Annotated in this window: 23 protein-coding genes; 11 read left to right on the top strand and 12 right to left on the bottom strand. The window is 70.9% G+C overall.

The window, feature by feature from the left end; all coding sequences use genetic code 11:
- The first annotated feature begins 12 nt into the window (after positions 1-12).
- The gene (locus tag HNR67_RS05100; protein WP_185000960.1) at positions 13-1,098 is read left to right on the top strand and encodes an inositol-3-phosphate synthase; all 1,086 of its coding nucleotides are present in this window, start codon (positions 13-15) and stop codon (positions 1,096-1,098) included.
- A 6-nt stretch (positions 1,099-1,104) separates the two neighbouring features.
- On the opposite strand, the gene HNR67_RS05095 is transcribed toward HNR67_RS05100, so the two are convergent.
- Positions 1,105-2,145: a zinc-dependent alcohol dehydrogenase family protein gene (locus tag HNR67_RS05095; protein WP_185000959.1), complete on the bottom strand. Its 1,041-nt coding sequence runs from the start codon at positions 2,143-2,145 to the stop codon at positions 1,105-1,107.
- A 35-nt stretch (positions 2,146-2,180) separates the two neighbouring features.
- Here HNR67_RS05095 and HNR67_RS05090 point away from each other — a divergent pair, with 35 nt between their 5' ends.
- Positions 2,181-4,976 (top strand): FAD-binding and (Fe-S)-binding domain-containing protein, encoded by a 2,796-nt coding sequence (locus tag HNR67_RS05090; protein ID WP_312986471.1) that lies wholly within the window; start codon positions 2,181-2,183, stop codon positions 4,974-4,976.
- Here the strand turns inward: HNR67_RS05090 and HNR67_RS05085 are convergent.
- Positions 4,942-5,457, bottom strand: a complete 516-nt coding sequence (locus tag HNR67_RS05085) for an SgcJ/EcaC family oxidoreductase (RefSeq protein ID WP_185000958.1) — start codon at positions 5,455-5,457, stop codon at positions 4,942-4,944. The two genes, HNR67_RS05090 and HNR67_RS05085, sit on opposite strands and share 35 nt — an antisense overlap.
- 140 nt (positions 5,458-5,597) lie before the next feature.
- On the opposite strand from HNR67_RS05085, the gene HNR67_RS05080 reads away from it, so the two are divergent.
- Positions 5,598-6,035 (top strand): MarR family transcriptional regulator, encoded by a 438-nt coding sequence (locus tag HNR67_RS05080; RefSeq protein WP_312986470.1) that lies wholly within the window; start codon positions 5,598-5,600, stop codon positions 6,033-6,035.
- A gap of 220 nt (positions 6,036-6,255) precedes the next feature.
- Positions 6,256-8,379, top strand: coding sequence for a PhoX family protein (locus tag HNR67_RS05075; RefSeq protein ID WP_312986468.1), 2,124 nt, complete (start codon positions 6,256-6,258; stop codon positions 8,377-8,379).
- Positions 8,380-8,392: 13 nt separating this feature from the next.
- Here the strand turns inward: HNR67_RS05075 and HNR67_RS05070 are convergent, their stop codons facing one another.
- Complete coding sequence (locus HNR67_RS05070) at positions 8,393-9,694, bottom strand: MFS transporter (protein ID WP_185000957.1); 1,302 nt, start codon at positions 9,692-9,694, stop codon at positions 8,393-8,395.
- A gap of 39 nt (positions 9,695-9,733) precedes the next feature.
- Here HNR67_RS05070 and HNR67_RS05065 point away from each other — a divergent pair, with 39 nt between their 5' ends.
- The 3 genes from HNR67_RS05065 (at position 9,734) to HNR67_RS05055 (ending at position 12,643) form a co-directional block, all read left to right on the top strand.
- A complete protein-coding gene (locus tag HNR67_RS05065; protein ID WP_185000956.1) occupies positions 9,734-10,423 on the top strand; it encodes an SDR family oxidoreductase in 690 nt (229 codons plus the stop codon).
- Positions 10,424-10,507: 84 nt separating this feature from the next.
- Positions 10,508-11,119 (top strand): PadR family transcriptional regulator, encoded by a 612-nt coding sequence (locus HNR67_RS05060; protein ID WP_246492460.1) that lies wholly within the window; start codon positions 10,508-10,510, stop codon positions 11,117-11,119.
- Positions 11,120-11,158: 39 nt separating this feature from the next.
- Positions 11,159-12,643, top strand: coding sequence for an FAD-dependent monooxygenase (locus HNR67_RS05055; RefSeq protein ID WP_185000955.1), 1,485 nt, complete (start codon positions 11,159-11,161; stop codon positions 12,641-12,643).
- On the opposite strand, the gene HNR67_RS05050 is transcribed toward HNR67_RS05055, so the two are convergent.
- The 6 genes from HNR67_RS05050 to HNR67_RS05025 form a co-directional block, all read right to left on the bottom strand.
- Positions 12,640-13,971, bottom strand: a complete 1,332-nt coding sequence (locus HNR67_RS05050) for an amidohydrolase family protein (RefSeq protein WP_185000954.1) — start codon at positions 13,969-13,971, stop codon at positions 12,640-12,642. The genes HNR67_RS05055 and HNR67_RS05050 overlap by 4 nt on opposite strands.
- Positions 13,925-15,133 (bottom strand): VanZ family protein, encoded by a 1,209-nt coding sequence (locus HNR67_RS05045; RefSeq protein ID WP_185000953.1) that lies wholly within the window; start codon positions 15,131-15,133, stop codon positions 13,925-13,927. Before HNR67_RS05045 ends, HNR67_RS05050 begins: the two co-directional genes overlap by 47 nt.
- A 74-nt stretch (positions 15,134-15,207) precedes the next feature.
- The gene (locus HNR67_RS05040) at positions 15,208-16,347 is read right to left on the bottom strand and encodes a VanZ family protein (protein WP_185000952.1); all 1,140 of its coding nucleotides are present in this window, start codon (positions 16,345-16,347) and stop codon (positions 15,208-15,210) included.
- A 110-nt stretch (positions 16,348-16,457) separates the two neighbouring features.
- Positions 16,458-17,612 carry a nitric oxide synthase oxygenase gene (locus tag HNR67_RS05035; RefSeq protein ID WP_312986463.1) on the bottom strand — a complete coding sequence of 385 codons (1,155 nt, stop codon included), beginning with the start codon at positions 17,610-17,612 and terminating at the stop codon, positions 16,458-16,460.
- A gap of 125 nt (positions 17,613-17,737) precedes the next feature.
- Positions 17,738-18,460, bottom strand: coding sequence for a tRNA (guanosine(46)-N7)-methyltransferase TrmB (trmB, locus tag HNR67_RS05030; protein WP_185000950.1), 723 nt, complete (start codon positions 18,458-18,460; stop codon positions 17,738-17,740).
- 82 nt (positions 18,461-18,542) lie between these two features.
- Complete coding sequence (locus tag HNR67_RS05025; RefSeq protein ID WP_312986461.1) at positions 18,543-19,160, bottom strand: hypothetical protein; 618 nt, start codon at positions 19,158-19,160, stop codon at positions 18,543-18,545.
- Between the two features lie 175 nt (positions 19,161-19,335).
- On the opposite strand from HNR67_RS05025, the gene HNR67_RS44125 reads away from it, so the two are divergent.
- Complete coding sequence (locus HNR67_RS44125; protein WP_312986460.1) at positions 19,336-19,803, top strand: universal stress protein; 468 nt, start codon at positions 19,336-19,338, stop codon at positions 19,801-19,803.
- 167 nt (positions 19,804-19,970) lie between these two features.
- Here HNR67_RS44125 and HNR67_RS05015 read toward each other — a convergent pair whose 3' ends face one another.
- Positions 19,971-20,360, bottom strand: a complete 390-nt coding sequence (locus tag HNR67_RS05015; RefSeq protein WP_185000948.1) for a hypothetical protein — start codon at positions 20,358-20,360, stop codon at positions 19,971-19,973.
- A gap of 123 nt (positions 20,361-20,483) precedes the next feature.
- Between HNR67_RS05015 and HNR67_RS05010 the strand changes: the two genes are divergently transcribed.
- From HNR67_RS05010 to HNR67_RS05000, 3 genes are read left to right on the top strand one after another with little or no spacing between them, the layout of a single operon-like run.
- Positions 20,484-20,918, top strand: a complete 435-nt coding sequence (locus HNR67_RS05010; protein ID WP_185000947.1) for a PPOX class F420-dependent oxidoreductase — start codon at positions 20,484-20,486, stop codon at positions 20,916-20,918.
- A gap of 56 nt (positions 20,919-20,974) precedes the next feature.
- Entirely contained in the window at positions 20,975-21,568 is a 594-nt protein-coding gene (locus HNR67_RS05005; RefSeq protein WP_185000946.1) for a TetR/AcrR family transcriptional regulator, read from the top strand.
- Positions 21,565-22,482, top strand: a complete 918-nt coding sequence (locus tag HNR67_RS05000) for an SDR family oxidoreductase (RefSeq protein WP_185000945.1) — start codon at positions 21,565-21,567, stop codon at positions 22,480-22,482. Before HNR67_RS05005 ends, HNR67_RS05000 begins: the two co-directional genes overlap by 4 nt.
- A 2-nt stretch (positions 22,483-22,484) precedes the next feature.
- Here HNR67_RS05000 and HNR67_RS04995 read toward each other — a convergent pair whose 3' ends face one another.
- Both HNR67_RS04995 and HNR67_RS04990 read right to left on the bottom strand, forming a co-directional pair.
- Positions 22,485-23,144, bottom strand: coding sequence for a response regulator (locus HNR67_RS04995; RefSeq protein WP_185000944.1), 660 nt, complete (start codon positions 23,142-23,144; stop codon positions 22,485-22,487).
- Between the two features lie 27 nt (positions 23,145-23,171).
- The gene (locus HNR67_RS04990; RefSeq protein ID WP_312986455.1) at positions 23,172-24,359 is read right to left on the bottom strand and encodes a sensor histidine kinase; all 1,188 of its coding nucleotides are present in this window, start codon (positions 24,357-24,359) and stop codon (positions 23,172-23,174) included.
- Positions 24,360-24,370: the final 11 nt, after the last annotated feature.

Raw genomic sequence — 24,370 nt, 5'->3', positions numbered from 1 at the left:
GAGGACCCGGCCATGTCCGGAGACCGCCGCAGTGTGCGGGTGGCCATCGTCGGCGTCGGGAACTGCGCCGCGTCCCTGGTGCAGGGCGTGCAGTACTACCGCGACGCCGACCCCGACAGCCGGGTGCCCGGCCTGATGCACGTGCAGTTCGGCGACTACCACGTCCGCGACATCGAGTTCGTGGCCGCGTTCGACGTGGACGCCAAGAAGGTCGGCATGGACCTGTCCGAGGCGATCCTGGCCAGCGAGAACAACACCGTCAAGATCTGCGACGTGCCGCCGCTCGGCGTCAGCGTGCAGCGCGGGCACACCCTGGACGGCCTCGGCCGCTACTACCGGGAGACCATCCAGGAGTCCGACGAGCAGCCGGTGGACGTGGCGCGGGCCTTACGCGAGGCCGAGGTGGACGTGCTGGTCTCCTACCTGCCGGTGGGTTCGGAGGCGGCCGACCGCTTCTACGCCCAGGCTGCCATCGACGCCGGCGTCGGCTTCGTCAACGCGCTGCCGGTGTTCATCGCCAGCGACCCGGTGTGGGCGGAGAAGTTCCGCGCGGCAGGCGTGCCGATCGTGGGTGACGACATCAAGTCCCAGGTCGGCGCCACCATCACGCACCGCGTGCTGGCCAGGCTGTTCGAGGACCGCGGGGTGGTGCTGGACCGCACCATGCAGCTCAACGTGGGCGGCAACATGGACTTCATGAACATGCTGGAGCGCGACCGCCTGGAGTCCAAGAAGGTCTCCAAGACCCAGGCCGTCACCTCCCAGGTCGACCACGACCTCGGCGCCCGCAACGTGCACATCGGCCCGTCGGACTACGTGGCCTGGCTGGACGACCGCAAGTGGGCCTACGTCCGGCTGGAAGGCCGCGCCTTCGGCGACGTGCCGCTGAACCTGGAGTACAAGCTGGAGGTCTGGGACTCCCCCAACTCCGCGGGCGTGATCATCGACGCGGTCCGCGCCGCCAAGATCGCCCTGGACCGCGGCATCGGCGGCCCGGTGCTGTCCGCCTCCTCCTACTTCATGAAGTCCCCGCCGGAGCAGTACGACGACTCGGTGGCGCGGGACAAGGTCGAGCAGTTCATCCGCGGCGAGGACTGAGCCCGCTCAGCCGGCGGCCGGGCTGATCATCGTCATGCCCGCCGCCGCGCTGGTGTGCATCAGCGGCAACGCCTCGGCCGCCCCGGCCAGCCCGATCTGCCGGGTGATCAGCCGGTCCGGTCGCAACTTCCCGCTGCTGACCAGGGCCATCATCTCCGGGTAGGCGTGCGCGGCCATGCCGTGGCTGCCCAGCAGGGCCAGTTCGTGCGCGATCACCCGGCCCATCGGCAGTGGGGTCGCCGCGCCGGGCAGCAGGCCGACCTGGACGTGTCGGCCGCGGCGGCGCAGGCCGTTGATCGAGCTGGCCGCGGTGGCCGGGTGGCCGAGGGCGTCCAGGGACAGGTGCGCGCCACCGCCGGTCAGGGTGCGTACCGCCTCTGCGGTGTCCACGCCGGTGCCGTTGACCACGGCGGTGGCGCCGAGTTCGGTGGCCAGGGCCAGGGCCTCGTCGTTGAGGTCGATGGCGATCACCTGGGCGCCCGCGGCGGCGGCGATCAGCACCGCGGACAGGCCGACGCCGCCGCAGCCGTGCACGGCCACCCACTCGCCGGCGCGGGCGCCGCCGATGTCGCGGACCGCGCGGAAGGAGGTGGCGAACCGGCAGCCGAGGGCGGCCGCGGTGTCATAGGCCATGGCCTCGGGCAGCGCGACCAGGTTCACGTCGGCCTGCTGGATCCGCACGGCCTCGGCGTAGGAGCCCCAGTGGGTGAAGCCGGGCTGGGTCTGCGCTGAGCAGACCTGCTGGTCACCGGCCTGGCAGGACAGGCAGGAGCCGCAGGCGCTGATGAAGGGCACGGTGACCCGGTCGCCGGGCCGCCAGCGGCGCACGTCCGCGCCGACCTCGCGCACCACTCCGGCCAGCTCGTGCCCTGGCACGTGCGGGAAGGTGCTGATGTCCGCGTCGTGGCCCATCCAGCCGTGCCAGTCGCTGCGGCACAACCCGGTGGACTCCACCGCGATCACCGCATCGGCCGGGCCGGGCACCGGGTCGGGCAACTGCTCGACGGTCACCGGACCGCCGAAGGACTCGTAGACCACTGCGCGCACGGGCGAAACATAACCCGGCTCTGCACAATGCGATCGTGGGTATTCGAGAGGTCGATGAGTTCGGGCGGCGGTTGCGGGCCGAGCTGCCCGCCGCGACCAGGCTGGACCCGCAGACCCGGGCCGCCTACGGCTCAGACGCCTCCATCTACCGGGTGCTGCCGACCGCGGTGCTCGAACCCCGCGACCTGGACGAACTGGGCGCCGGGCTGGCTATCGCGCGCGAGCACGGCGTGCCGGTGACCAGTCGCGGCGGCGGGACCTCGGTGGCGGGCAACGCGATCGGCACCGGGCTGGTGATCGACTTCTCCCGGCACCTCAACCGGGTGCTGGCCATCGACCCGGAGGCCCGCACCGCGACCGTGCAGCCGGGGGTGGTGCTGGACGAGCTGCGCCGCCAGGCCGCCGGGCACGGGCTGACCTTCGGGCCGGACCCGTCCACCCAGTCCCGCTGCACGCTCGGCGGCATGATCGGCAACAACGCCTGCGGCCCGCATTCGGTGGCCTGGGGCACCACCGCCGAGGTGGTGCACCGGCTGGACCTGCTGCGCGCCGACGGCCGGGCACTGACCGCCGGGCCGGGCGGCAGCGATGACGCGGAGCTGGACCGGCGGCTGATCTCGTTGCGGGACAAGCATCTGCGTGAGCTTCGGTTGGAGCTGGGCCGGTTCCGCAGGCAGGTCTCCGGGTACAACCTGGCGGAGTTGTTGCCGGAGAAGGGTTTCCACCTCGCGCGGGCGCTGGTCGGGTCGGAGGGCACCTGCGCGGTGCTGACCGGCGCGACCGTGGCGCTCACCCCGCTGCCCGCGGCCAAGGTGTTGCTGGTGCTGGGTTTCGCCGATGTCTACACCGCGGCGGACCAGGCCCCGCTGCTGGCCGCGGCCGGTGCGCTGACCGTGGAGGGGATGGACGAGCTGCTCATCGCCGCACTCGGCGACGGGCCGGGAAGTGTTGCGGCGAAAGAACTCCCGCCCGGCCGGGCCTGGCTGTACTGCGAGGTCGCCGGGGCGGATCAGGCACAGGCGCGAGCGCGGGCCGCTGAGCTGGCCGGGCTGGTCGAGGCCAGTGCGCTGGTGGTCACCGACCCGGCGCGGACCGCGGCGCTGTGGCGGATCCGCAAGGACGGCGCGGGGATCGCGACCCGGATGGCCGACGGCGGCGAGGCATGGCCGGGCTGGGAGGACTCCGCGGTGCCACCGGAACGCCTCGGCGGCTACCTGCGCGAACTGCACGCGCTGCTCGGCGCGCACGGCTACCGCGGCATCGCCTACGGCCACTTCGGCGAGGGCTGCCTGCACCTGCGCTGCGACTGGGATCTGCTGACGCCGCACGGGGTTTCCCGCTACCGCGAGTTCATCGAGGCCGCCGCCGACCTGGTGGTCGCGCACGGCGGCACCAGCTCCGGCGAACACGGCGACGGCCGGGCCCGCTCCGCGCTGCTGGCCCGCACCTACTCACCCGCGCTGCTGGCCGCCTTCGCCGGGTTCAAGCGGATCTTCGACCCGGACAGCCTGCTCAACCCGGGCGTCCTGGTCGACCCGCGCCCGCTGGACGCGGATCTGCGGCCCGGCCACGACCGGATCGAACTGCCGGTGGTGCACGCCCTGCACGCCGACAACGGCTCCTTCGCCGCCGCGGTGCGCCGTTGCGTCGGGGTGGGCAGCTGCCGCCAGGCCAGCGGCGCGATGTGCCCGTCGTACCAGGTCACCGGGGATGAACTGCACTCCACCAGGGGCCGGGCCAGGGTGCTCGGGGAAATGCTGCGCGGGGAACTGCTCGACCCGGACGCCACCGAGGTGCACGCGGCGCTGGACCTGTGCCTGTCCTGCAAGGCTTGCCGGAACGAGTGTCCGGTGCAGGTGGACATGGCCACCTACAAGGCCGAGTTCCTGCACCACCACTACCGGCGACGGCTGCGGCCGCGGGCGCACTACACGCTGGGCTGGCTGCCGCTGCTGGCCCGCCTGGCCCGGCCGGCGCCCGGTCTGGCCAACGCGGTCATCGCCCGCCCGGCCGCCCGCCGACTGGCCGGACTCGAACCCCGGCGTGACCCGGTTTCCTTCGCCCGCAACAGTTTCCGCACCTGGTGGCGGCGGCGTGGTGGCCCCCTCGGCACCGGCACCCCGGTGCTGCTGTGGCCGGACACCTTCACCAACTTCGTGCAGCCGGAGATCGGCATCGCCGCGGTCGAGGTGCTGGAGGCGCTGGGCTACCGGGTGGACCTGCCCCGCGGGCCGGTCTGCTGCGGGCTGACCTGGCATTCCACCGGTCAGCTGGACATCGCCCGCCGGGTGCTGCGCCGCTCGGTCCGCGCGCTGGCCGGCCAGGGGCTGGTCATCGGGCTGGAACCGTCCTGCACCGTGCTGCTGCGCGAGGACGCCGCCGAACTGGTGCCAGAGGCGGCCGGACTGGGCGCGCGGGTGCGCACACTGGCCGAGGTGGTCGCCGCGCACCAGGGCGACTGGCCGTTCGGGCACTTGGACGCCAAGGCGATCCGGCAGCCGCACTGCCACCAGCAGGCCACCTTCGGCGATGAGGCCGAGCGGGAGGTGTTGTCCCGCTTGGGGATCGAGGTCGACCAGGTGGACGCGGGCTGCTGCGGGCTGGCCGGGAACTTCGGTTTCGAGCCTGGGCACTGGGACGTCGCGCAGGCCTGCGCGGAACGCCAGCTCTACCCCAGGATCAGGGCCGCGCCGGCCAGCACGATGGTGCTGGCCGACGGGTTCTCCTGTCGAACCCAGGCCGGTCAGGGCACTGAGGTCACCGCGGAGCACACTGCGAGCGTGCTGCGTCGGGCACTCAGCCTTCCGGCATCTTCGAGGAGTGGTGGTTGATGATCACCCAGTGCCCGTTCCGCTTCTCGTAGACGAAGGTGTAGCGGGCGTCGGTGGTGCTGCCGTTGGCGAAGGTGAACCGGTAGGTGCCGGTGTCCACCGCCGAGTGCGGGCCCTGGATGGTGATGAAGCTCTGCAGGATGCGCCCGCGTGGCTTGTTCTCCAGGAAATGGTTGAAGTAGTCCACGATCCCGGCGCGGTCGGTGCGCACCCGGTTGGACAGGGTGGGCAGCAGAACAGCGCCGTGGCCGTAGCGGTTGGCGACGGTCTGGCTATTCCCGGTAGCGATTGCGGCGTCCCAGGCGGTGAACTGCGCGGCAATCTCCTGCTTGCTGGGCAGATCCTGGACGCTCGCGGTCGATAAGGTCGCCGCACCATCTGCCCCGGTCGCACTAGCCGCGGCGCCACCGCCGAGGACAAGCCCGATGACCAGTGCGGATGCCGCGAGAACCCGGATACGTCCGTTTTGCGCATTTAGCACGAGAGTTCCTCCTCGTTGACGGCCGAGCGGGGAGACTTTGCGCCTGTTCCGGCTATTTCGCGAGGGCCTGCACAAGAATTCCAATGCGGATGTGACGCACATTACTTAGGTTGCCTAAGGAAATTTGTTAGGGTGACTAAGTGCCTACTCGGTATATCAAGATCGATTCATTGGCGCGGGAACTCTGCCCGCTGGTGTTCCGGCTCTACTACGTGGTGCGCCGGGAAACTCCGCAGCACCAGCTCACCCTCACCCAGGCATCGGTGCTGGCCACGCTGGCCGCCGGCGGGGCGGCGCGGATGAGCGTGCTGGCCGAGCGCGAGGGCGTCCGGATGCCGTCGATGACCGATGTGATCGCCCGGCTGGAGCGACTGGGTCTGGCCAGTCGCCTGCCGGATCCGGCGGACCGCAGGGCGGTGCTGGCCGAGGCGACCGAGGACGGCACCCGGTTGATCGCCGAGCTGGTGCGGGCGCGGGAGGAGTTCCTCGGCCGCAGGCTGGCCGGGCTCGCCGCGGCTGATCAGGCCGCCATCGCCGCCGCCCTGCCCGCACTGCGCCGCCTGTTGGCGGTCAGCTGAACTTGGGACCGTGCTCGACACCCCAGTGGGTGATCACTGTGTGCGGACCATGGCTGGTTAATCACTCACGGTGATGGCTGGCCCGGCGTATTTCACCGTTTTGCCCGCTAGTCAGGTTGCAAGCTGACAACAGAGCGTGGTTGTTTGTCTTCTGTTCACTTTCAGGTCTTCCCTGGCTCGCTTGACGGCCCTACGGTCACGCCGTTCCCAGACTGACGTCGTGGAGGTACGTGTGTCTCAAGGAGAGCAGGGTCGCCGTCTGCTGCCGCTGCTGCCCAACCATGCGGTTGGGCGCTCGTCGGTGACCTGCGAGTACCGATGTGGCAACGCGTGTGCGCACGAAGAACCGAACAACTCGGCGAATGAGTACTTCGGCGACATGGCCCGCAAGGCGATGTCCCGGCGGGGCATGCTGCGCGCGGGCGCCGTGCTGGCCATCGCGGGAGCGGGCGCCACCACGCTTGCCGGCACCGCGGCCGCCGACGTCAAGCTGGACCTGGGCGTTGGTCCGGTGGACGTCGATGTCGACCTCGATCTCGGCTTCGGCGGGGGCCGCCGCACCGCGGGGGTGAACTTCGAGCCGGTCGCGCCCAACCGCGAGGACAAGATCGTCGTCCCCAAGGGCTACACCGACGAGGTGCTGATCCGCTGGGGCGACCCGGTGGTGCCCGGCGCGCCCAAGTGGGACTTCGAGAACCAGACCGCGGCCGCCCAGGCCAAGCAGTTCGGTTTCAACAACGACTACTGCGCCCTGGTGCCGATCCCCGGCTGCGACGACAAGTGGCTCATGGTGAACAACCACGAGTACACCGCCGAGGAGTTCATGTTCCGCGGCTGGAACAAGGACAACCCCACCCGCGAGCAGGTCGAGATCGCCTGGGCCGCGCACGGCCAGTCCGTGGTGCTGGTCGAGCGCAACCGCCGCACCGGGCGGCTGGAAGCCAAGGTGGACAAGCAGTACAACCGCCGGATCACGCTGACCACGCCGTTCGAGGTGCGTGGCCCGGCCGCCGGTTCGCAGTACCTCAAGACCTCGGTGGACCCGACCGGCACCGTGGTGCTGGGCACCCAGAACAACTGCTCTGGCGGACTCACCCCGTGGGGCACGATCCTGTCCGGCGAGGAGAACGTCAACCAGTACTTCGCCAACGCGGACAAGGTCACCGACCCGGTGGTGGCCGCGCGGCTGGCCCGCTACGGCTTCCCGAAGGGCACCAGCACCCGCAAGTGGGAGCGCTTCGACAAGCGCTTCGACCTGGCGCAGGAACCCAACGAGGCCAACCGGTTCGGCTACATCGTGGAGATCGACCCGTTCGAGCCGAACCAGCCGCCGATCAAGCACACCGCGCTCGGCCGGTTCAAGCACGAGGGCGCCAACGTGATCGTGGCCCGCGACGGCCGCGTGGTCGCCTACATGGGCGATGACGAGCGCTTCGACTACATGTACAAGTTCGTCACCGACGGCAAGATCAAGCACGGGCACAGCAAGCGCGCCCGCGAGCACAACAAGCGGCTGCTCGACTCGGGCACGCTCTACGTGGCCCGCTTCACCGGCGACAGCCCGGCCGCGGAGATCGACGGCTCCGGCAAGCTGCCCAGCGACGGCGAGTTCGACGGCACCGGCGAGTGGATCCCGCTGGCGCACAACAACAAGTCCTTCGTGCCCGGCTTCACCGCAGAAGAGGTCTACGTCTTCACCCGGCTGGCCGCGGACAAGGTCGGCGCGACCAAGATGGACCGGCCGGAGGACGTCGAGCCGAACCTGCACAACCGCCGGATCTACGCCGCGCTGACCAACAACACCGACCGCGGCAAGGCGGGCAAGGAAGGCGCCACCGAGGTCGCGCCGCGCCTGGGCAACAAGAACGGCCAGGTGATCGAGATCGAGGAGCGGTTCTCCGACAACACCGCGACCCGGTTCAAGTGGAACCTGCTGCTGGTGTGCGGCGACCCGAAGGCCGCCGACACCTACTTCGGCGGGTACGACAAGACCAAGGTCAGCCCGATCTCCTGCCCGGACAACGTGGCCTTCGACGGCTACGGCCACCTGTGGATCTCCACCGACGGCAACGCGCTCGGCTCCAACGACGGTCTGTTCGCCACCCCGCTGGAGGGTAAGGAACGCGGGCACGTCCGCCAGTTCCTGACCGTGCCGATCGGCGCGGAGACCTGCGGACCGATCATCGACGAGCGGTTCGTGCTGGTCTCGGTGCAGCACCCGGGTGAGGTGGACGGCGCTTCCGTGGAGAAGCCCGCCTCGCACTGGCCGGACGGCGGCACCAGCCAGCCGCGGCCGTCCGTGGTCGCGGTCTACAAGACCAACGGCGGCCGCATCGGCACCTGATCCACCCCGCTGCTCAGCGGTGCTCGTTGCCTCGCCGCATGGCGAGCACGAGCACCGCTGACATCAGCATCGCCCCGCCGACCAGCCACAACCCGGTGCGCTGACTGCCGGTGGCATCGGCCAGCGCGCCGGTGAGGTAGGGCGCGACGAACCCGGACAGGTTGCCCAGCGAGTTGATCAACCCGATCGCGCCCGCCGCCGCGGCCCCGGAGAGGAACGTGGTGGGCAGCGCCCAGAAGGTGGGCATCGCGGCCAGCACCCCGCAGGCGCACACGGTCACCGCGATCATCGCGGCCAGCGGATTGCCAAGGTAGAGCGCGATCGGGATGGCCAGGCCGCCCAGCAGCGCGGGCAGCGCCACGTGCCAGGTGCGTTCCCCGGTCCGGTCGCCGTGCCTGCCCCACCAGATCATCACCGCCGCGCCGATGGCGTAGGGCACCGCGTTGATCAGCCCGCGCTCCACCACGGTGTAGGCGGTGCCGAACTGCGCCTCGAAGCCCTTGATGATGGTGGGCAGGAAGAAACCGAGCGCGTAGAGCCCGTAGACGATGCCGAAGTAGACCAGCGCCAGGGCCAGGATCCGCGGTGAGGTGAGCGCCTTGCGCAGGGTCCAGCCGTGCTTGGCCTCGGTCGCCTTCTCCTCCGCGGCCAGTTCCGCGGTCAGCCAGGCCCGTTCCTCATCCGAGAGCCACTTCGCCTCGGCAGGCCGGTCGGTGAGGAAGAACCAGGTCACCCCGGCCAGCAGGATCGCCGGGATGCCCTCGGCCAGGAACATGAACCGCCAGCCGGACAGCCCGAACACGCCGTCCCCGTAGCTGATCAGCAGGCTGGACACGGTGGCCCCGATCGCGCTGGAGACCGCCACCGCGGCCATGAACTGCGCGACCACCTTCGCCCGCTGGTAGGCCGGGAACCAGTAGGTCAGGTACAGGATGATGCCGGGGAAGAAACCGGCCTCGGCCACCCCGAGCAGGAAGCGCAGCACGGACAGCGTGGTCGCGTTGGGCACGAAGGCCATCGCGGTCGCGATGATGCCCCAGCTGATCATGATCCGGGCGATCCAGCGCCGGGCCCCGAACCGGTGCAGGGCCAGGTTGCTGGGCACCTCCAGCAGCAGGTATCCCACGAAGAATATGCCGGAGGCGAAGCCGAACGCCTTCTGGTCCATGCCCAGCTCGGCGGTCAGCCCGTTGGGTCCGGCAAACCCGATGTTGACCCGGTCCAGGTAGTTGATGAAGTACAGCAACCCCAGGAACGGGACCAACCGCCAGGTGACCTTGCGCATGACCCGGTCCCGCAACGCGACGGTGTCCATCCCGGGTTCCTAACCCCCCGACCGGCTACGGTCAAGCCCATGACCTCCCGCCCCCGCGCCCTGGTGACCGGCGCATCCCGCGGCATCGGCAAGGCCATCGCCCAGGCCCTGGCCCCCACCCACGACCTGCTGCTGGGTGGCCGGGACCAGGCCGCGCTGTCCGCGCTGGCCACCGAACTGGGCAACGCCCTGCCCTGGCCGCTGGACCTGGCCGACCCCGACGCGCTCACCGCGGCCACCGCCGAGATCGACCGGCTGGACCTGCTGGTGCACAGCGCGGGCGTGGCCGAACTGGGCGCCGTGGCCGACACCCCGGCCAAGGTCTGGCGGGAGACCTACGAGATCAACGTGGTCGCGGTGGCCGAGCTGACCAGGGTGCTGCTGCCCGCCCTGCGCCGTGCCCGCGGCACCGTGGTCCTGATCAACTCCGGCGCCGGCCTGCGGGCCAACCCCGGCTGGGGCGCCTACGCCGCCAGCAAGTTCGCCCTGCGGGCCCTCGGCGACGCGTTGCGCGCCGAGGAGGAGCCGCACGGCGTCCGGGTGACCTCGGTGCACCCCGGCCGCACCGCCACCGACATGCAGCGCGGCATCCGCTCCGCCGAGGGCGGCGACTTCCGGCCGGAGGCATACCTGACCCCGGAATCGGTGGCGAGCGCCGTGCTCATGGCCGCGACCGCGAGCCAGGACGCCCACCTCACCGAGATCGTCATCCGCCCGGCGGCCCGCTGACCACAGCCGCCCGGCTGCCTGGCCGACCTTGACAGCTATCAGTCGGTGCCAAATACTCGGCACCGACTGATAGGAGGCGAGCGATTGACTGCGAGTGATCGCCGCGCGGTGTCCAACCCGCTGGGACTGGCGGTGCTGGGGTTGCTGATGGAGTCACCGACGCATCCCCATGCCATGGCCGCCACCCTGCGGGAACGAGGCATGGACCGGGCGTTCAAGGTGACCACCGGCTCCCTGTACGACGTGGTCCGGACGCTGGAACGGGCCGGGTGGATCGAGGTGCGGGAGACCGTCAGGGTCGGCGCCCGGCCGGAACGGACCATCTACCAGCACACCGAGCTGGGGCGGGCGGAGTTCGTGCGCTGGGTGGACGAGCTGATCCGGGTCCCGGCCGAGGAGTACCCGAAGTTCCTCTCGGCGGTCAGCTATCTCGGCGCGCTCGGGCCGGCCGGCGCCGTGGCGGCGTTGCGGGCACGGGCCGACCGGATCCGCGCGTCGCTGGCGGAGATCCGGCAGGGACACCACGAGGTGCTGGCGGCAGGCGAGGTGCCGCGCCTGTTCGTGGTGGAGGCCGAGTACGCGGTGCGGATGCTGGCGGCCGAGCTGGACTGGGTCGAGGAAATCACCACCGACATCACGACCGGCAGGCTGGCCTGGCCGGAGCCGGTGACCGGCTGGGTCGACGCCAACTCGTAACGCCTTGCGCAGACCGGGAATCCGACGGATGGAGGTCCGATGAAGGTCATGGTGGCCGGGGCAGGCCCGGCCGGGTTGATGCTGGCGGCCGAACTCGCACTGGCCGGGGTCGGGGTGGAAGTGGTGGACCGGCTGCCGCGACGGTCGCCGTTCTGCCGCGGGTTCACCCTCAACGCCCGCAGCCTGGAGTTGCTGGACCGGCGCGGCATCGCCGACCGCTTCCTGGCCGAGGGCCCGACGGTGCCCTACGGCATGTTCGCCGATCCGCACCGTCCGCTGGATCTGACCGCGATGGACACCGATCACCCGTACGTGCTCGGTATCGCGCAGACCCGGGTCGAGGAACTCCTGGAGCAGTGGCTGGCCGAGCTGGGTGTGGCGGTGTCCTGGGGGCACGAGGTGATCGACCTTGACCAGGACGGTGCCGGGGTCGAGGTGACCGTCCGGACCGGCGGTCAGCGCGGGCGCAGGCGGGTCGGCTACCTGGCAGGCTGCGACGGCAGCCGCAGTGCCGTGCGGAAACTCGCCGGGATCGGCTTCCCCGGCACCGCGGCCGGCACCTACGGCCTGCTCGCCGATGTGGAACTGGCCGATCCCGCCGACCTGCCGTTCGGGATGACCGACGGCGCGCACGGCACGGTGTTCGTGATCCCCCGGCCTGGCTATGTGCGGATCGTGCTCGACGAGCCTGCCCCGCCCGCCGACCGGGACGAACCGGTGCGACTGGCCTATTTCCAGCAGCGGCTGAACGAGGTGCTGGGCCGCCCGGTGGAACTCCGCGACCCGCGCTGGCTCACCCGGTTCTCCGACGCGGCCAGGCAGGCGGACCACTACGTCGCGGGCCGGGTCGTGCTGGCCGGGGACGCCGCGCACATCCACCCGCCTGCCGGGGCGGTGGGCGTGAACGTGGCGCTGGCGGACGCGGTCAACCTCGGCTGGAAGCTGGCCGCCAGCGCACTGGGCCGCGCGCCGGCGGGCCTGCTCGACAGCTACCACCACGAGCGGCACGAGGTCGGGGCACGCCTGCTGCGCACCACCCGCGCCCAGGCCATCCTCGGGCGGCGGCACCCGGACCTCGATCCGGTCCGGGACCTGTTCGGGGAACTCGCCGGGCTTCCCCCGGTCAACACCTATCTCGCCGAACTGGCCGCTGGGGTGAGCACCCGGTACGACCCCCGGATCCCCGGCGAGCACCCGTGGCTGGGCAAACTCACCCCGAACCTGAAACTGGTCATGGGCGAACAGCGCACCAGCGTCGCCGAACTGCTCCGGCCGGCCCGCCCGGTGTTCCTCCACCTCGGTGACCGCGCCCTGCCGACCATTCCGGACGGGACAGTGGACATCCACCACGCCCACTGTCCCGATCACCCCGAACTCGAGGGCCTGCTGATCCGCCCCGACGGGCACACCGCCTGGATCTCCACCACGACCGACCCGCAACCCGCCGACACCCTCGCCGCCGCCTGGTCCACCTGGCTCGGCACCCGCACCACCACCAGGACCGCGGCCGCACCAGGTGACTAGCCGCTGATCCGCTCGGCGATCCGGCGCACCTCGGCCTGCGCCTTGCCCCGGTCCACCCTGGTCGGCTCATGCCCGCTGACCACCAGCTCACCGGCCACCCACACCTCGGTGACCTGACTCGCCGCCGAGGACCACACCAGGTTCGACAGCAGCTGCACGTCCGGGGCCGAGGTGCCCAGCGGGAAGGCCGGGCTGTCCACGTCCACGTGCACCACATCGGCCCAGCGCCCGGCCTCCAGCGCGCCGAGGTCGGGGCGGCCGATGGCCTGTGCGCCCTCGCGGGTGGCCATCAGCAGGGCCTGCGGGGCGGTCAGCGCGGCCGCGTCGTCCGCGCCGAGGCGGGCGAACAGGGCGGCCTGGCGGGCCTCGTCCCAGATGTCCAGGTCGTCGTTGCTGGCCGGACCGTCGGTGCCGAGGCCGACGCGCAGGTTGCCCGCGCGCATGTCCAGCAGGCGGGCGGTGCCGGAGGCGAGTTTGGCGTTGGAGTTGGGGCAGTGCGCGACCGCGACGTCGTGCCGCCGGAAGATGTCCAGGTCGGTGTCGGACAGGTGCACCGCGTGCGCGGCCAGCACCCGGCCGCCGAGGGCGCCGATCTTCTCCAGCAGCTGCGGCACCGAGCCGTGTTCGGCGCGCACCGCGATGTCCTCCTGCAGGCCCTCGGCCACGTGGATGTGCATCAGCGCGCCGCGATCGCGGGAGAGCTGGGCGACCTCGGCGATGATCTCCGGGGTCAGCGTGTACGCCGAGTGCGGGCCGTAGCCCAGCTCGACCCGGTCGGCCGGGCCGAAGCGCAGGCCGTCGGCGTCGATCCAGCGGGTGGTGTGGTTGGTCAGGTCCTGCCAGCTGCCCAGCCGCTCCAGGCCGGGGGCGTTGATGATGCCGGGGGTGAGCAGCACCCGGCCGCCGGTGTCCAGCACCGCCTCGACCATGTGCTCGCCGTGGAAGAACATCTCCACGCTGGTGGTCACCCCGGCCCGGAGCATCTCGATCGAGCCGAGCAGCATGCCGTCGTAGGAGTCCCTCGGCACCATCCGGCCCTCGGCAGGCCAGACCGCCTCGGTCAGCCAGCGCATCAGCGGCAGGTCACCGCCCAGTCCGCGCAGCGGCATCATCGGGGTGTGCGCGTGCGTGTTGATCAGGCCGGGGAGCAGGATGCCGGTCAGCTCCCGGACCTGGGCGCCGGCCGGCAGCGCGGGCGCGTCCGCGATGGGTCCACAGTGGACGATCCGGCCCGCTTCGTCGATGTCGACGACGGCGTCCCGCAGCACCGAGCAGGCGGCGTCACAGGGCAGGACTACGGGGGCTTTCAGGCGCATCGACACTGGCATGTACGGATCCTGCCAAATCCGGCTCGGCCGGTGGCGTCGGCCTCGGGTGGTCCAGCACACAGCGCAGCCCGGCGAACAGGTCGTGCCAGGCCCGCTGATCGCGGCGGAACACCGGGGCCAGCAGCAACAGGGTGAACGCGGCCAGTCCGCCGAGGCCGATCAGGATCAGCATCTCCTTCTCCGGCAGGCCGAACCGGGCCGCCAGGTCGAGCTGCTCCTGCAACCGGATCAGCACCACCGCCGCGGTGAAGGCCAGCCCGGTGAGCACCACCAGCACACCAGCCGGGCCGAAGATCTCGCGCAGCACCAGCCTGCCCAGCGGGGCCGGGCTGCCGTCGGCCTTGCGCACCTTGAACTTCAGCAACCGGCCAGCCGGGGTGTACCCGTGGTCCAGCAGCGGCAGCACGATCCGCGCCAGCAGGTAGACCAGCACCAGCAGCAAACCCGGTTCGTAGCCGGTGAACGCGTTGAGCACCAGCGCGGCGAACCCGATGATGACCACGTCCAGCCCGTAGCCGACCACCTGGCGGGGCAGGCTGGCCGAGTCGGCCAGCGCCCTGGTTTCCGCCGCGGGCAGCAGCTTCGGCACGATCAGCGCGGCAGGCGCGATCAGCCCGCCGAGCGCGGCGCCGAGGGTGTTGGCCATCAGGTCGTCGATGTCGAAGAGCCGGTACGGGCAGGGGTAGATGCCGAAGTTGCCGGTGACCTGGGTGATCTCGATCAGCAGCGAGGCGCCGAAGCCGATCGCCAGCACCCAGCGCCGCCGCAGCCCGTGCACCCGGCGCAGCAGCACACCCAGCGGCACGAACAACGCGATGTTGAAGACGAAGCTGAGCATGGACTTGGAGGTCAGCCCGGCCAGGAAGCCGGACCGGTTGTGCTTGGCCAGCTCGGTCTGGATGTCGCTGATGAACTGGAACGGCACGAACTGGGTGCTCTGCCTGCCGGTGCACACGCTGTCGATCGGCGGGAACGGCATGAACACCAGCGCCAGCAGCACCAGCCCGTACAACAGCGTCGCGTACAGCACGAACGACCGGCGCGGGTCGACCCGGCCGAACCGCATGTAGTGGAAGACCACCACCGGTATCAGCAGCGCGAGGCCGACGATCAGGAAGTAGAACAGGCCGGTCTGGATGTTCTGCACGTACAGCTGAGGCACAGCGGGAATTCTGTTGCCTGCGGCAGTGATCCAGATCGGCTTATCGGCCAGTGCCGCTCAGCATTCCGGCTGATTCACCCAGTAGGGGTCAACCTACGAACGGAGTCAGGGTCCTCGATCCGCTCCTGCCCGATCGGCTGGACCGGCCGCCGCCGCACCCGCACGCCCTTGGTGCCGGAGATCCGCTCCGGCCAGCCGAGCTGGTCGCGGCGGAACATCGGCGCCACCAGCGCGCCGTAGGCCAGCACCAGGCCGAGCACCGCGCACAGCGCCAGCGCGGTGAGCACCCGCAGGTTGTCCGACCAGTCCCCGGTGAGCACCGGCGCGATCAGCACGAAGCACCACAGCCCCGGCAGCTCCAGCGCTTCCCGCCCGGCCAGCCGGAACAACCCGGCAGGCGAGCCGTCACCGCGGCGCACCCGGTAGCCCAGCAGGTAGCCACCCGGCGTCCAGCCGCGGGTCAGCCACGGCACCACCACGCGGGTCAGCAGCACCGGGGCCAGCGCGACCAGCGCGCCGCCGCCGGTTGTCAGGAAGAACATGCCGCTGAGCAGCAGGTCCACCGCGAGCGCGGCCAGCTTGCGGGGCACCCCGACGGTGTCGGCGAAGACCGGCACGGCCGGCGCCAGCTTCGGCAGCACGATCACCAGTGGGGCCAGTGCGAATCCGAGCAGCGTGCCGCCGGTGTTGGCGATCAGGTCGTCCACGTCGAAGAGCCGGTAGGCGCAGGGGTACAGGCCCCAGTTGCCGGTGAGCTGGGTCAGCTCGAAGGCCAGTGACACCCCGAGCCCGGCCGCCGCGGTGGTGCGCAGGCCCTTGCCGAAGGCCCGGCGCAGGAACACACCCAGCGGCGCGAACAACGCGATGTTGAAGGCGAAGCTGAGCATGGACTTGGAGGTCAGCCCGGCCAGCAGCCCGGACCGGTTGTGCTTGGCCAGCTCGGCCTGGATGTCGGCGATGAACTGGAACGGGGTGAACTGGGTGGTCTGCTGCACCCCGGTGCACACCTTGACCGGGTCGGGGAACGGCAGGAACACCAACGAGATCGCGATCGCGGCGTAGGCCAGGAAGGCGTAGAGCACCAGTGCCCGGCGCGGCTCCAGCCTGCCGTAGCGCCGGTAGTGCACCGCGGCCATCGGCAGCAGCAGCGCGAAGCCGATGCCAAGGAACAGCAGCAGGCCGGTGCGGACGGAGCCGAGGTAGGTCGCGATCACCTGGTCAATGCTCGGGAAATTCGCGTCCCGCCCCATCGACCGCGCAGCCGGGAACGCTCAGCCGAAGAGTCCGTCCCGCCGCGTGCCGGATCGGCCGGATGGCCGAGGGGTCAGACCGAGTCGAGCCGTTTCCGCAGCGCGGCGAGCCGGCCACCTGGCGGGGCAGGCGGCTGGGAGAACTTGGCCGGGCCGCCGAACCGGGCCCGCTGCACCGCCCCGGTGTCCACCCGGAAGGCAGGCCGCCCGCCACTGGGCCGCTGCCGGGACCGCAGCCAGGCCAGCCGGTGCTGGGCCTCGCTGTGGTGGTCGGTGATGGTGACCTCGGCGGCGTCGAAGGAGTGCAGCACCGCGCGGTTGAGTTCCAGGGTGGCCCGGTCCCGCCACAGCGTGCGCTCGGAGCCGGTGTCCAGTCCCAGCCGCTCGGCGACCGCGCCCGCCATCGCGTACGCGCCCTCGTCGGCCAGTGCCCTGGTGCCGATCTCCGCGCCGACGAAGAAGGAGTTGAACGGCGCGGCCGGGTAGTTGACGCCGCCGATGGACAGCCGCATGTTGCTGATCACCGGCACCGCGTGCCAGCGCAGGCCCAGCTCGCCGAACCAGGCCAGTTCGGGATGGGTCAGCGGCACCTCCAGCACGGCCTCGCTGGGTACCGTGAACAGCTTCGCGCCCTCATCCGCGGTCTCCACCACCAGCGGCAGCAGGTCGAACCGGCCGGGCAGGGCCGGGGTCCGGTAGCCGAGCGCGCGCATCGAGTCGGTGAACTCGGCGTAGCGCGGATCGCCGATGATCGAATCGTCCTCGCCGCGGTGCCCGGCGTAGCGCACCAGCTGCTCGTTCCAGATGCACGGACCTGGCCGGTCCGGGGTGTCCGGCGCGAACACGGTGACCAGCGGGCGGATCGCGCCCTCGTTGGTGGCCTGGCGCAGGTGGTCGAAGCATTCCGCGGCCACCGCGGCCGGCCTGCGCACCCCGCGCAGATCGCGCACCTTCAGCCGCCGCCACGGCATGCCGCTGGTGCACCAGCCCGAGTCGCGCAGGGCCACCCTGGCGCCGTAGGCCAGCTCCGCCGGGGTGTGCCGGTAGGTGCCGCTCTTGCCGACCTCCGCGCGGACCTCGGCCAGGCGCTGGCTCAGCGGTCCGGCGCCGGAGTGCGAGTCATGGAACATGCGGAGGAACTCCTCCGCGGCCATGAGATCGACCTGGGCGGCCGGGGGGCTCGCCGCCGCCGGCGCGAAGCTGATCACCTGGGTGTCGACTACGGTCACGGGTCGGTAACGTAGTTCGTGAACCCGGTCACGCGTCACTGCCGTACGGGGCATGAAAAGCAGCAGCTTTTCTCACCCGATCCAGTGGTCAATTCACCGAGAGTGGCGATCTTGACCACGGACCGTCAGCTGCGCTCGAAGATCAGATCGTGGATGACCCGGCCCTCTTCGTGCGCCCGCTGCTCGAACTTGGTCACCGGCCGCCAGTCCGGCCGCGGCGCCCAGCCACCCGGCTGGTCCGCGAACCGGTTGCGCAGCAACGGGGTCGCCCGGCAGGCGGCCATCATCTCCACCGAGTACTGCTCCCAGTCGGTGGCCAGGTGCAGGGTGCCGCCTGGCCTGATCCGGGAGGCGGCCAGCGCGACGAACTCCGGCTGCACCAGCCGTCGCTTGTGGTGCTTCTTCTTCGGCCACGGGTCCGGGAAGAAGATCCGCACCCCGTGCAGCGAGTCGGCCGGGATGTTCTCCCGCAGCAGGGTGACCGCGTCCCCGCGGAGCAGCCGCAGGTTGGTCAGGCCGAGCTTCTCCACCCGCAGCAGCAGCTGGGCCAGGCCGGGCTTGTAGACCTCGGCGGCGACGTAGTTCAGCTCGGGCGCGGCGGCGGTGAGCTGGGCGGTGGTCTCGCCCATGCCGGAACCGATCTCCAGCAGCACCGGGGCCGGCCTGCCGAACCAGGCGTCGAAGTCCACCGGGTCCTTGCCCAGCTCGTCGACCTTGCGGCCCAGCGTCGGCCAGTACTGCTGGTAGGCGCGTTCCTGTCCTGGGCTGAGCCGGGCGGTGCGCTGCACAAAGCTCACCACGGTGCGCCAGTGCGCAGGCCGGACGGGGTCCTGCCCAGTCGAAGTCATCGTTCCCTCACGCCGCGGTCCTGCGATTACGGCCCCGACTCTGCCAAATGGCAGTGCCGGGGCCGCAGTCGGGTCCAGCGGGCTACCAGCCCTCGATCTCTGCCAACCGGGCGGCGAGTCCGGCGAGTCCGGCCACGGCCACCGCGGGCCGTGGGTCGTTCTCGTGTGCCGGGTGCACATCGAGCCAGCCCAGGTGCGCATCCGTCAGGGTCACCGTGGTCGGCAACCCGGTCGAGGTGCCGGGATCCGACGGCACGTACTCCCAGTAACCGTCTTCACCATCACCCACCCAGGGGACGTAGAACCACCCGGGACGGTTGGCCAGCAGCTCGTGCACACCGTCCTCGACGGCGAATCCGGCCTGCCGGTGCACCAGGTCGCCGCGATGCAGGGCACGCAGCCACCATGGCGCCTGCACCGTGTTGCCGCCGTGCGAGGCGGCCCGGAACAGGTGCAGCACCTGGCGCTCCGGCGCCCGTTCCACCCAGGACCGGCGGGCCTGCGCGGGGGTGCTCGCGGCGGTGGCGTAACCCATGCGTTCGATCGCCTGGGACCATTCCAGTGCCGCGGTCGGCTCAACCCTGAGCCCGGAAAGTCGTGCTGGCGGGCGCCGCTTGATCTGGTCCCCGCGCTGGTTCGGCAGTCTCGACAACGCTGTCGATGCGCTCACCGTCGGTGAGTCGAGCATCGGTTCGGTCATGATCACCTCCGACCTCTGTGAGGTCTCACCCCCATCTGATCCCTGTTCAGGCCCGCTGTCATGTCGAAGTGCGCTGTTTCACGGCGCGTTAACGCAATGCATACGCCGCGCAACCTCGGCGACATCCCCGTACTGTGACGTAGACAACATCCGGTCCCTGCCCTTGGGGTGTTCCGTGGCTGAGCGCTTGCGCGAATCGGTGGACATCAGCGGTGGAGTGGTGGTCGGCGTGGACGGTTCGGCGTCCTCGCTGCGGGCCCTGCGAGTGGCGGTCGACGAGGCGTGTCTGCGGGAGTTGCCGCTGCACGTGGTGCGGGCCTGGACGTTGCGCACCGCACCCCGGCCGCCGGACTGCCCGGCCGGATCGGTGGCCAGCGTGACCGAGTACTCGGAGTGGCTGCGCAAGCAGACCGCGGAGCTGGTCGAGCAGCACCTCGGCAAGCGCGAGGACTGCCAGATCACCGTGCACGTGGTGCACTCGCCCTCGCCGCAGGGGCTGATCGCCGCGTCCAACGGCGCCGATCTGCTGGTGGTCGGCCATCGCGGCCGGGGCGGGTTCGCCGGACTGGTGCTGGGCTCGGTGGCCGACCAGGTGGTCCGGCACGCCCGCTGCTCGGTGCTGGTGGTCCGGCCCAACGTCTAGGCAAAAAAGAGTGGAGCCCCGGCGACCCCCCGAAGGTCGCCGGGACCCCACTGCCGACTTCGCGGGCCCCGAACCCGCAGCCATCGGTTGCTTCCCTGTGAAGTCCTCGTCCTGGAGGACGCCACTGGGTATACCCGGGTTGCGTTGTTTCCGAAAATTTCTTTCCGCTAGCCCGGGGAGTCCGTGCGCAGCTCGTGCAGCACCAGTCCGTGGCTGGCCGCCAGCTCGCCCACCTGCTCCGCGCTGGCGCCGCTGACGCTGAGCGATCCTACCCACTCGTTGTCCAGTTCCCTGCGCACCGCGAAGCCGGCCCCGGTGAGCACCCTGGCCAGCTCCTCGCACTGCGGGCTGCGCACCAGCACCACCGGACCTCGTTGGCGCACAAGGAGTTCCGGATGTGTCAGGCCCTCGGCGGCGCCGTTGTCGGACCGGGTCGCCTCGGGCGCGTGCTCGGGCTGGACCCCGGCCAGCCTGCGCAGTACCCGCCCGAATCGGCAGGTGGGATGCGCGGTGGTCCTGGTCCCGCATGGTTCGGTCGCGGTGACCGTCTCGATCATTGCCGGGGCTCCTGGGGGTGAGATCGCCTCCCTGGCCAACAATGACCGGAAAGAGTGGTTTCTCGCGTCCTCCGTTGGTCGGGACTTGGCGTCATACCGTGGACGGACCCCTACGGTTCGACCATGGGCTACAACGACGCGCCAGCAGGGTGGTGGCGGGAGTTCATCGCCGCCACGCCACCGCACACCGGCAAACTCGCCGTCACCCGCAAGGACGGCTCCCCGCACGTCTCGCCGATCTGGGTCGACCTGGACGGGGACGACCTGGTGTTCACCACCTACGCGCCCTCGATCAAGGGCAAGTCGATCGCGCGCGACGGCCGGGTGTCGATCTGCTTCGACAACGAGCACCCGCCGTTCGACTTCGTGACCGTCACCGGCACCGCGACCACCACCGACGACCCGGAGACGGTCCGGTACTGGGCCGGCCGGCTGGGCGCGCGGTACATGGGCGCGGACCGGGCCGAGGAGTTCGCCAAGCGCAACGGCGGCGAGGGTGAGCTGCTGGTCCGGGTGAAGATCGACAAAGTGGTGGCCAAGACCGACGTGGCCGACTGACCCCCAGTTTATGAACCACGGTTCACAAACTTAGTGAACCGTGGTTCACTAATGCCGTGGCCAGACCGAGAACCATCACCGACCAGCGGTTGCTCACCGCCGCCGCCGTGGTGCTGGGCCGCAGCGGCCCCGCCTTCACCATCGCCGAGGTGGCCAGCCAGGCCGGCGTGGCCACCGGCACGGTGATGCAGCGCTTCGGCAGCAAGCACGGGCTGCTGCTGGCACTGAGCCGGGCGCACCTGGCTGAGCAACTCCTCGCCATGCGCACCGCGGCCGCCTCCGCCGCCGGTCCGCTGGCCGGGGTGCGGGCGGCCGCCGCGGTGGGCTACGAGCTGCTGGACAACGCCGGGCAGGCGGCCAACAACCTGGCCCAGCTCGGCGTCGACCTGGCCGATCCGGAGCTACGCGAGGAACTCGCCCGCGGGAACGCCGCGGTCAACGAGGAGCTGCGGGTGCTGCTGAGTGCGGCCGCGCTGCCAGGGGCGCCGCCGCCGGAGCAGGCCGCGCGCATCCTCGGCGCACTGGCCGCGGGCACCGCCGTGCACTGGTCGGTCCGGCCACGGGGACGTCTGGTGGACCGGGTCCTGGCGGACCTGGACGCCGTGCTCGCGGGCTGGTCGCGGCCCGCGCCGGGAGAGGAGTCGGAATGAGCAAAGCGTTGGCGGACAAGGTTGTTCTGGTCACCGGGGGCACTCGCGGGGCTGGCCGGGGGATCTCGGTGGAGCTGGGTGCGCTGGGCGCCACGGTCTACGTGACCGGGCGCAGCAGCCGGGCCACCGGGCCCTCGCCGATGGGCCGGGCCGAGACCATCGAGGACACCGCCGAACTGGTCACCGCGGCGGGCGGCACCGGCATCCCGGTGCGCTGCGACCACACCGAGGAGTCCGATGTGGACACTCTGGTGGCGCGCATCCGCGAGGGGCACGGGCGGCTGGACGTGCTGGTGAACGACGTCTGGGGCGGCGACGGCTTCTCCGAGCACAAACCGGTGTGGGAACACGACCTCGGCAAGGGCCTGGCCATGCTGCGCAACGGCCTGGACACCCACCTGATCGCCCTGCACAAGGCACTGCCGCTGCTCATCGCCCAGCCGGGCGGGCTGCTGGTGGAGATCACCGACGGCGATGAGATGTTCAACCAGCGCTACCGCGAAGCGGTCTACTACGACCTGGTCAAGGCGGCGATCCTGCGGCTGGGCAAGGTTCTGCACCAGGAGCTGGCCCCGCACGGCGGCACCTCGGTCGCGCTCACCCCCGGCTTCCTGCGCTCCGAGGAGGTGCTCGACCACTTCGGCGTCACCGAGGCCACCTGGCGCGAGGCCATCGCCAAGGACAAGCACTTCGGCATCTCCGAGACCCCGCACTACCTCGGCCGCGCAGTCGCCGCACTGGCCGCCGACCCGGACCGGGCCCGCTGGGGCGGCCAGTCGCTGTCCTCCTGGCAGCTGGCCAAGGCCTACGGCTTCACCGACGTCGACGGGTCCCGCCCGGACTGCGGCAGTTACTTCGCCGACAACGTCTTCACCGAGTCCCCGCTGGACCGGGACCCAGCGCAGTACCGCTGAACTCAGGCGTCGCCGGGGCGGGCCAGTCCGGTCTCATAGGCCAGGACCACGGCCTGCACCCGGTCGCGCAGGTCCAGTTTGGACAGGATCCGGCCGACGTGCGTCTTCACCGTCGCCTCGGACAGGAACAACGTCTTGGCGATCTCGGCGTTGGACAGGCCCTTGGACACCAGCACCAGCACCTCGCGCTCCCGCTCGGTGAGCGTGTCCAGCACGGTGGCATCGCGCAGCTGACCCGACTCCGGCGAACCGAGGAAGCGCTCCAGCAGCCGCCGGGTGACACTCGGCGAGACCACCGCGTCGCCGCCGGCCACCGCGCGCAACGCCGAGACCAGGTCGGCGGGCGGGGTGTCCTTGAGCAGGAAGCCGCTGGCCCCGCCGCGCAGCGCGGCCAGCACGTACTCGTCCAGGTCGAAGGTGGTCATCACCAGCACCTTGGCGGTGCCGTCGGTGCTGATCCGCTTGGTCGCCTCCACCCCGTCCAGCACCGGCATCCGCACGTCCATCAGCACCACGTCCGGGCGCAGCTCGGCTGCCTTGCGGACCGCCTCGCTGCCGTCCGCGGCCTCGCCGACCACCTCGATGTCGGCCTGGGCGTCGAGGACCATGCGGAACCCGATGCGCATCAGTTCCTGGTCGTCCACCAGCATCACGCGGATCACGGTGCCGAGCTTAGAGGTCACCGGTGCTCACGACCCGGCGGCGCGGTTGGTCAGCGGCAGCCGGGCGAAGACCTGCCAGCCGCCGTTGGGCCGCGGCCCCGCCTCCAGCTCACCGCCGAACACGCTGGCCCGCTCCTGCATGCCGATCAGCCCGTTGCCGCCGGAGACCAGTTCCGGGCCGGGGCTGCCTGGCGAGCTGCTGCCGCTGTCGAGCACCTGCACCTGCACCGCGTCCGCACCCCGGTAGACCCGCACGATGGCGCGGACCCCGGCGCCACCGTGCTTGATCGTGTTGGTCAGCGACTCCTGCACGATCCGGTACACGCCAAGCCCGATGCCCGCGGGCAGCTCGTCCAGGTCGCCGCGCAGCTCCAGCTGCACCGGCAGGCCCACCGCGCGCACCTTCGCCACCAGCTCCTCGACCTGGCCCGCGCTGGGCTGCGGGGTCAGCTCCGGATCGTGCTCGTCGGTGGTGCGCAGCACGCCGAGCAGCCTGCGCAGCTCGTTGAGCGCCTGCCTGCCGGTGGCCGAGATGGTCTTGAGCGAGCGTTCGGCCAGCTCCGGTTTGTCCTTGATCATGTAGGAGGCGCCGTCGGCCTGGACCACCATCACGCTCACCGCGTGCGCCACCACGTCGTGCAGCTCGCGGGCGATCCGGGTGCGCTCCTGGGCCACCGCGATCTTGGCCTGCTGATCCCGTTCCAGTTCCAGCAGCAGCAATCGCTGCACCGCCTCCTCGTTCAGCGCCCGCCGGGCGGCCACGATCTCGCCGAGCAGCCAGGCGAAGGAGGGCGCGGCGAACCAGCTGAACACCGACCAGGCAGGCGGGCCGGGCTCAGGGAAACGCAGCAGGATGGCGAAGTTGACCAGCATGATGGCCAGGGCGAAGCCGCAGGACGCGGTGCGGTTGCTGTAGACGGCCAGGGTGTAGAGCATGATCGGGATGCCGAACTCGCCGATCCGGTAGTCCATGTCCACCGGATGCGTGAAGATCCGCAGCACCTCGGCGAAGACGATCAGCCCGGCAGCCACCATCGGCTGACGCCTTCGCACGATCAGCGGCACCGTGAGCAGCGCGCCGACCGAGTAGAAGTTGGCGTCGGTGACATCCCACTTCGGGTTCTTCCACGCCATGTCCAGGATGGTCAGCACGAGGACCAGCGCGGTGTCGCCCACCATCGGGTGGGACCGCAGCCACAGGCTCAGTCTCCGCACCCGACGAGCCT

This window comes from Crossiella cryophila (genome assembly GCF_014204915.1).
GTDB classification, from domain to species: domain Bacteria; phylum Actinomycetota; class Actinomycetes; order Mycobacteriales; family Pseudonocardiaceae; genus Crossiella; species Crossiella cryophila.
This window is presented reverse-complemented; position numbering and strand designations above follow the sequence as displayed.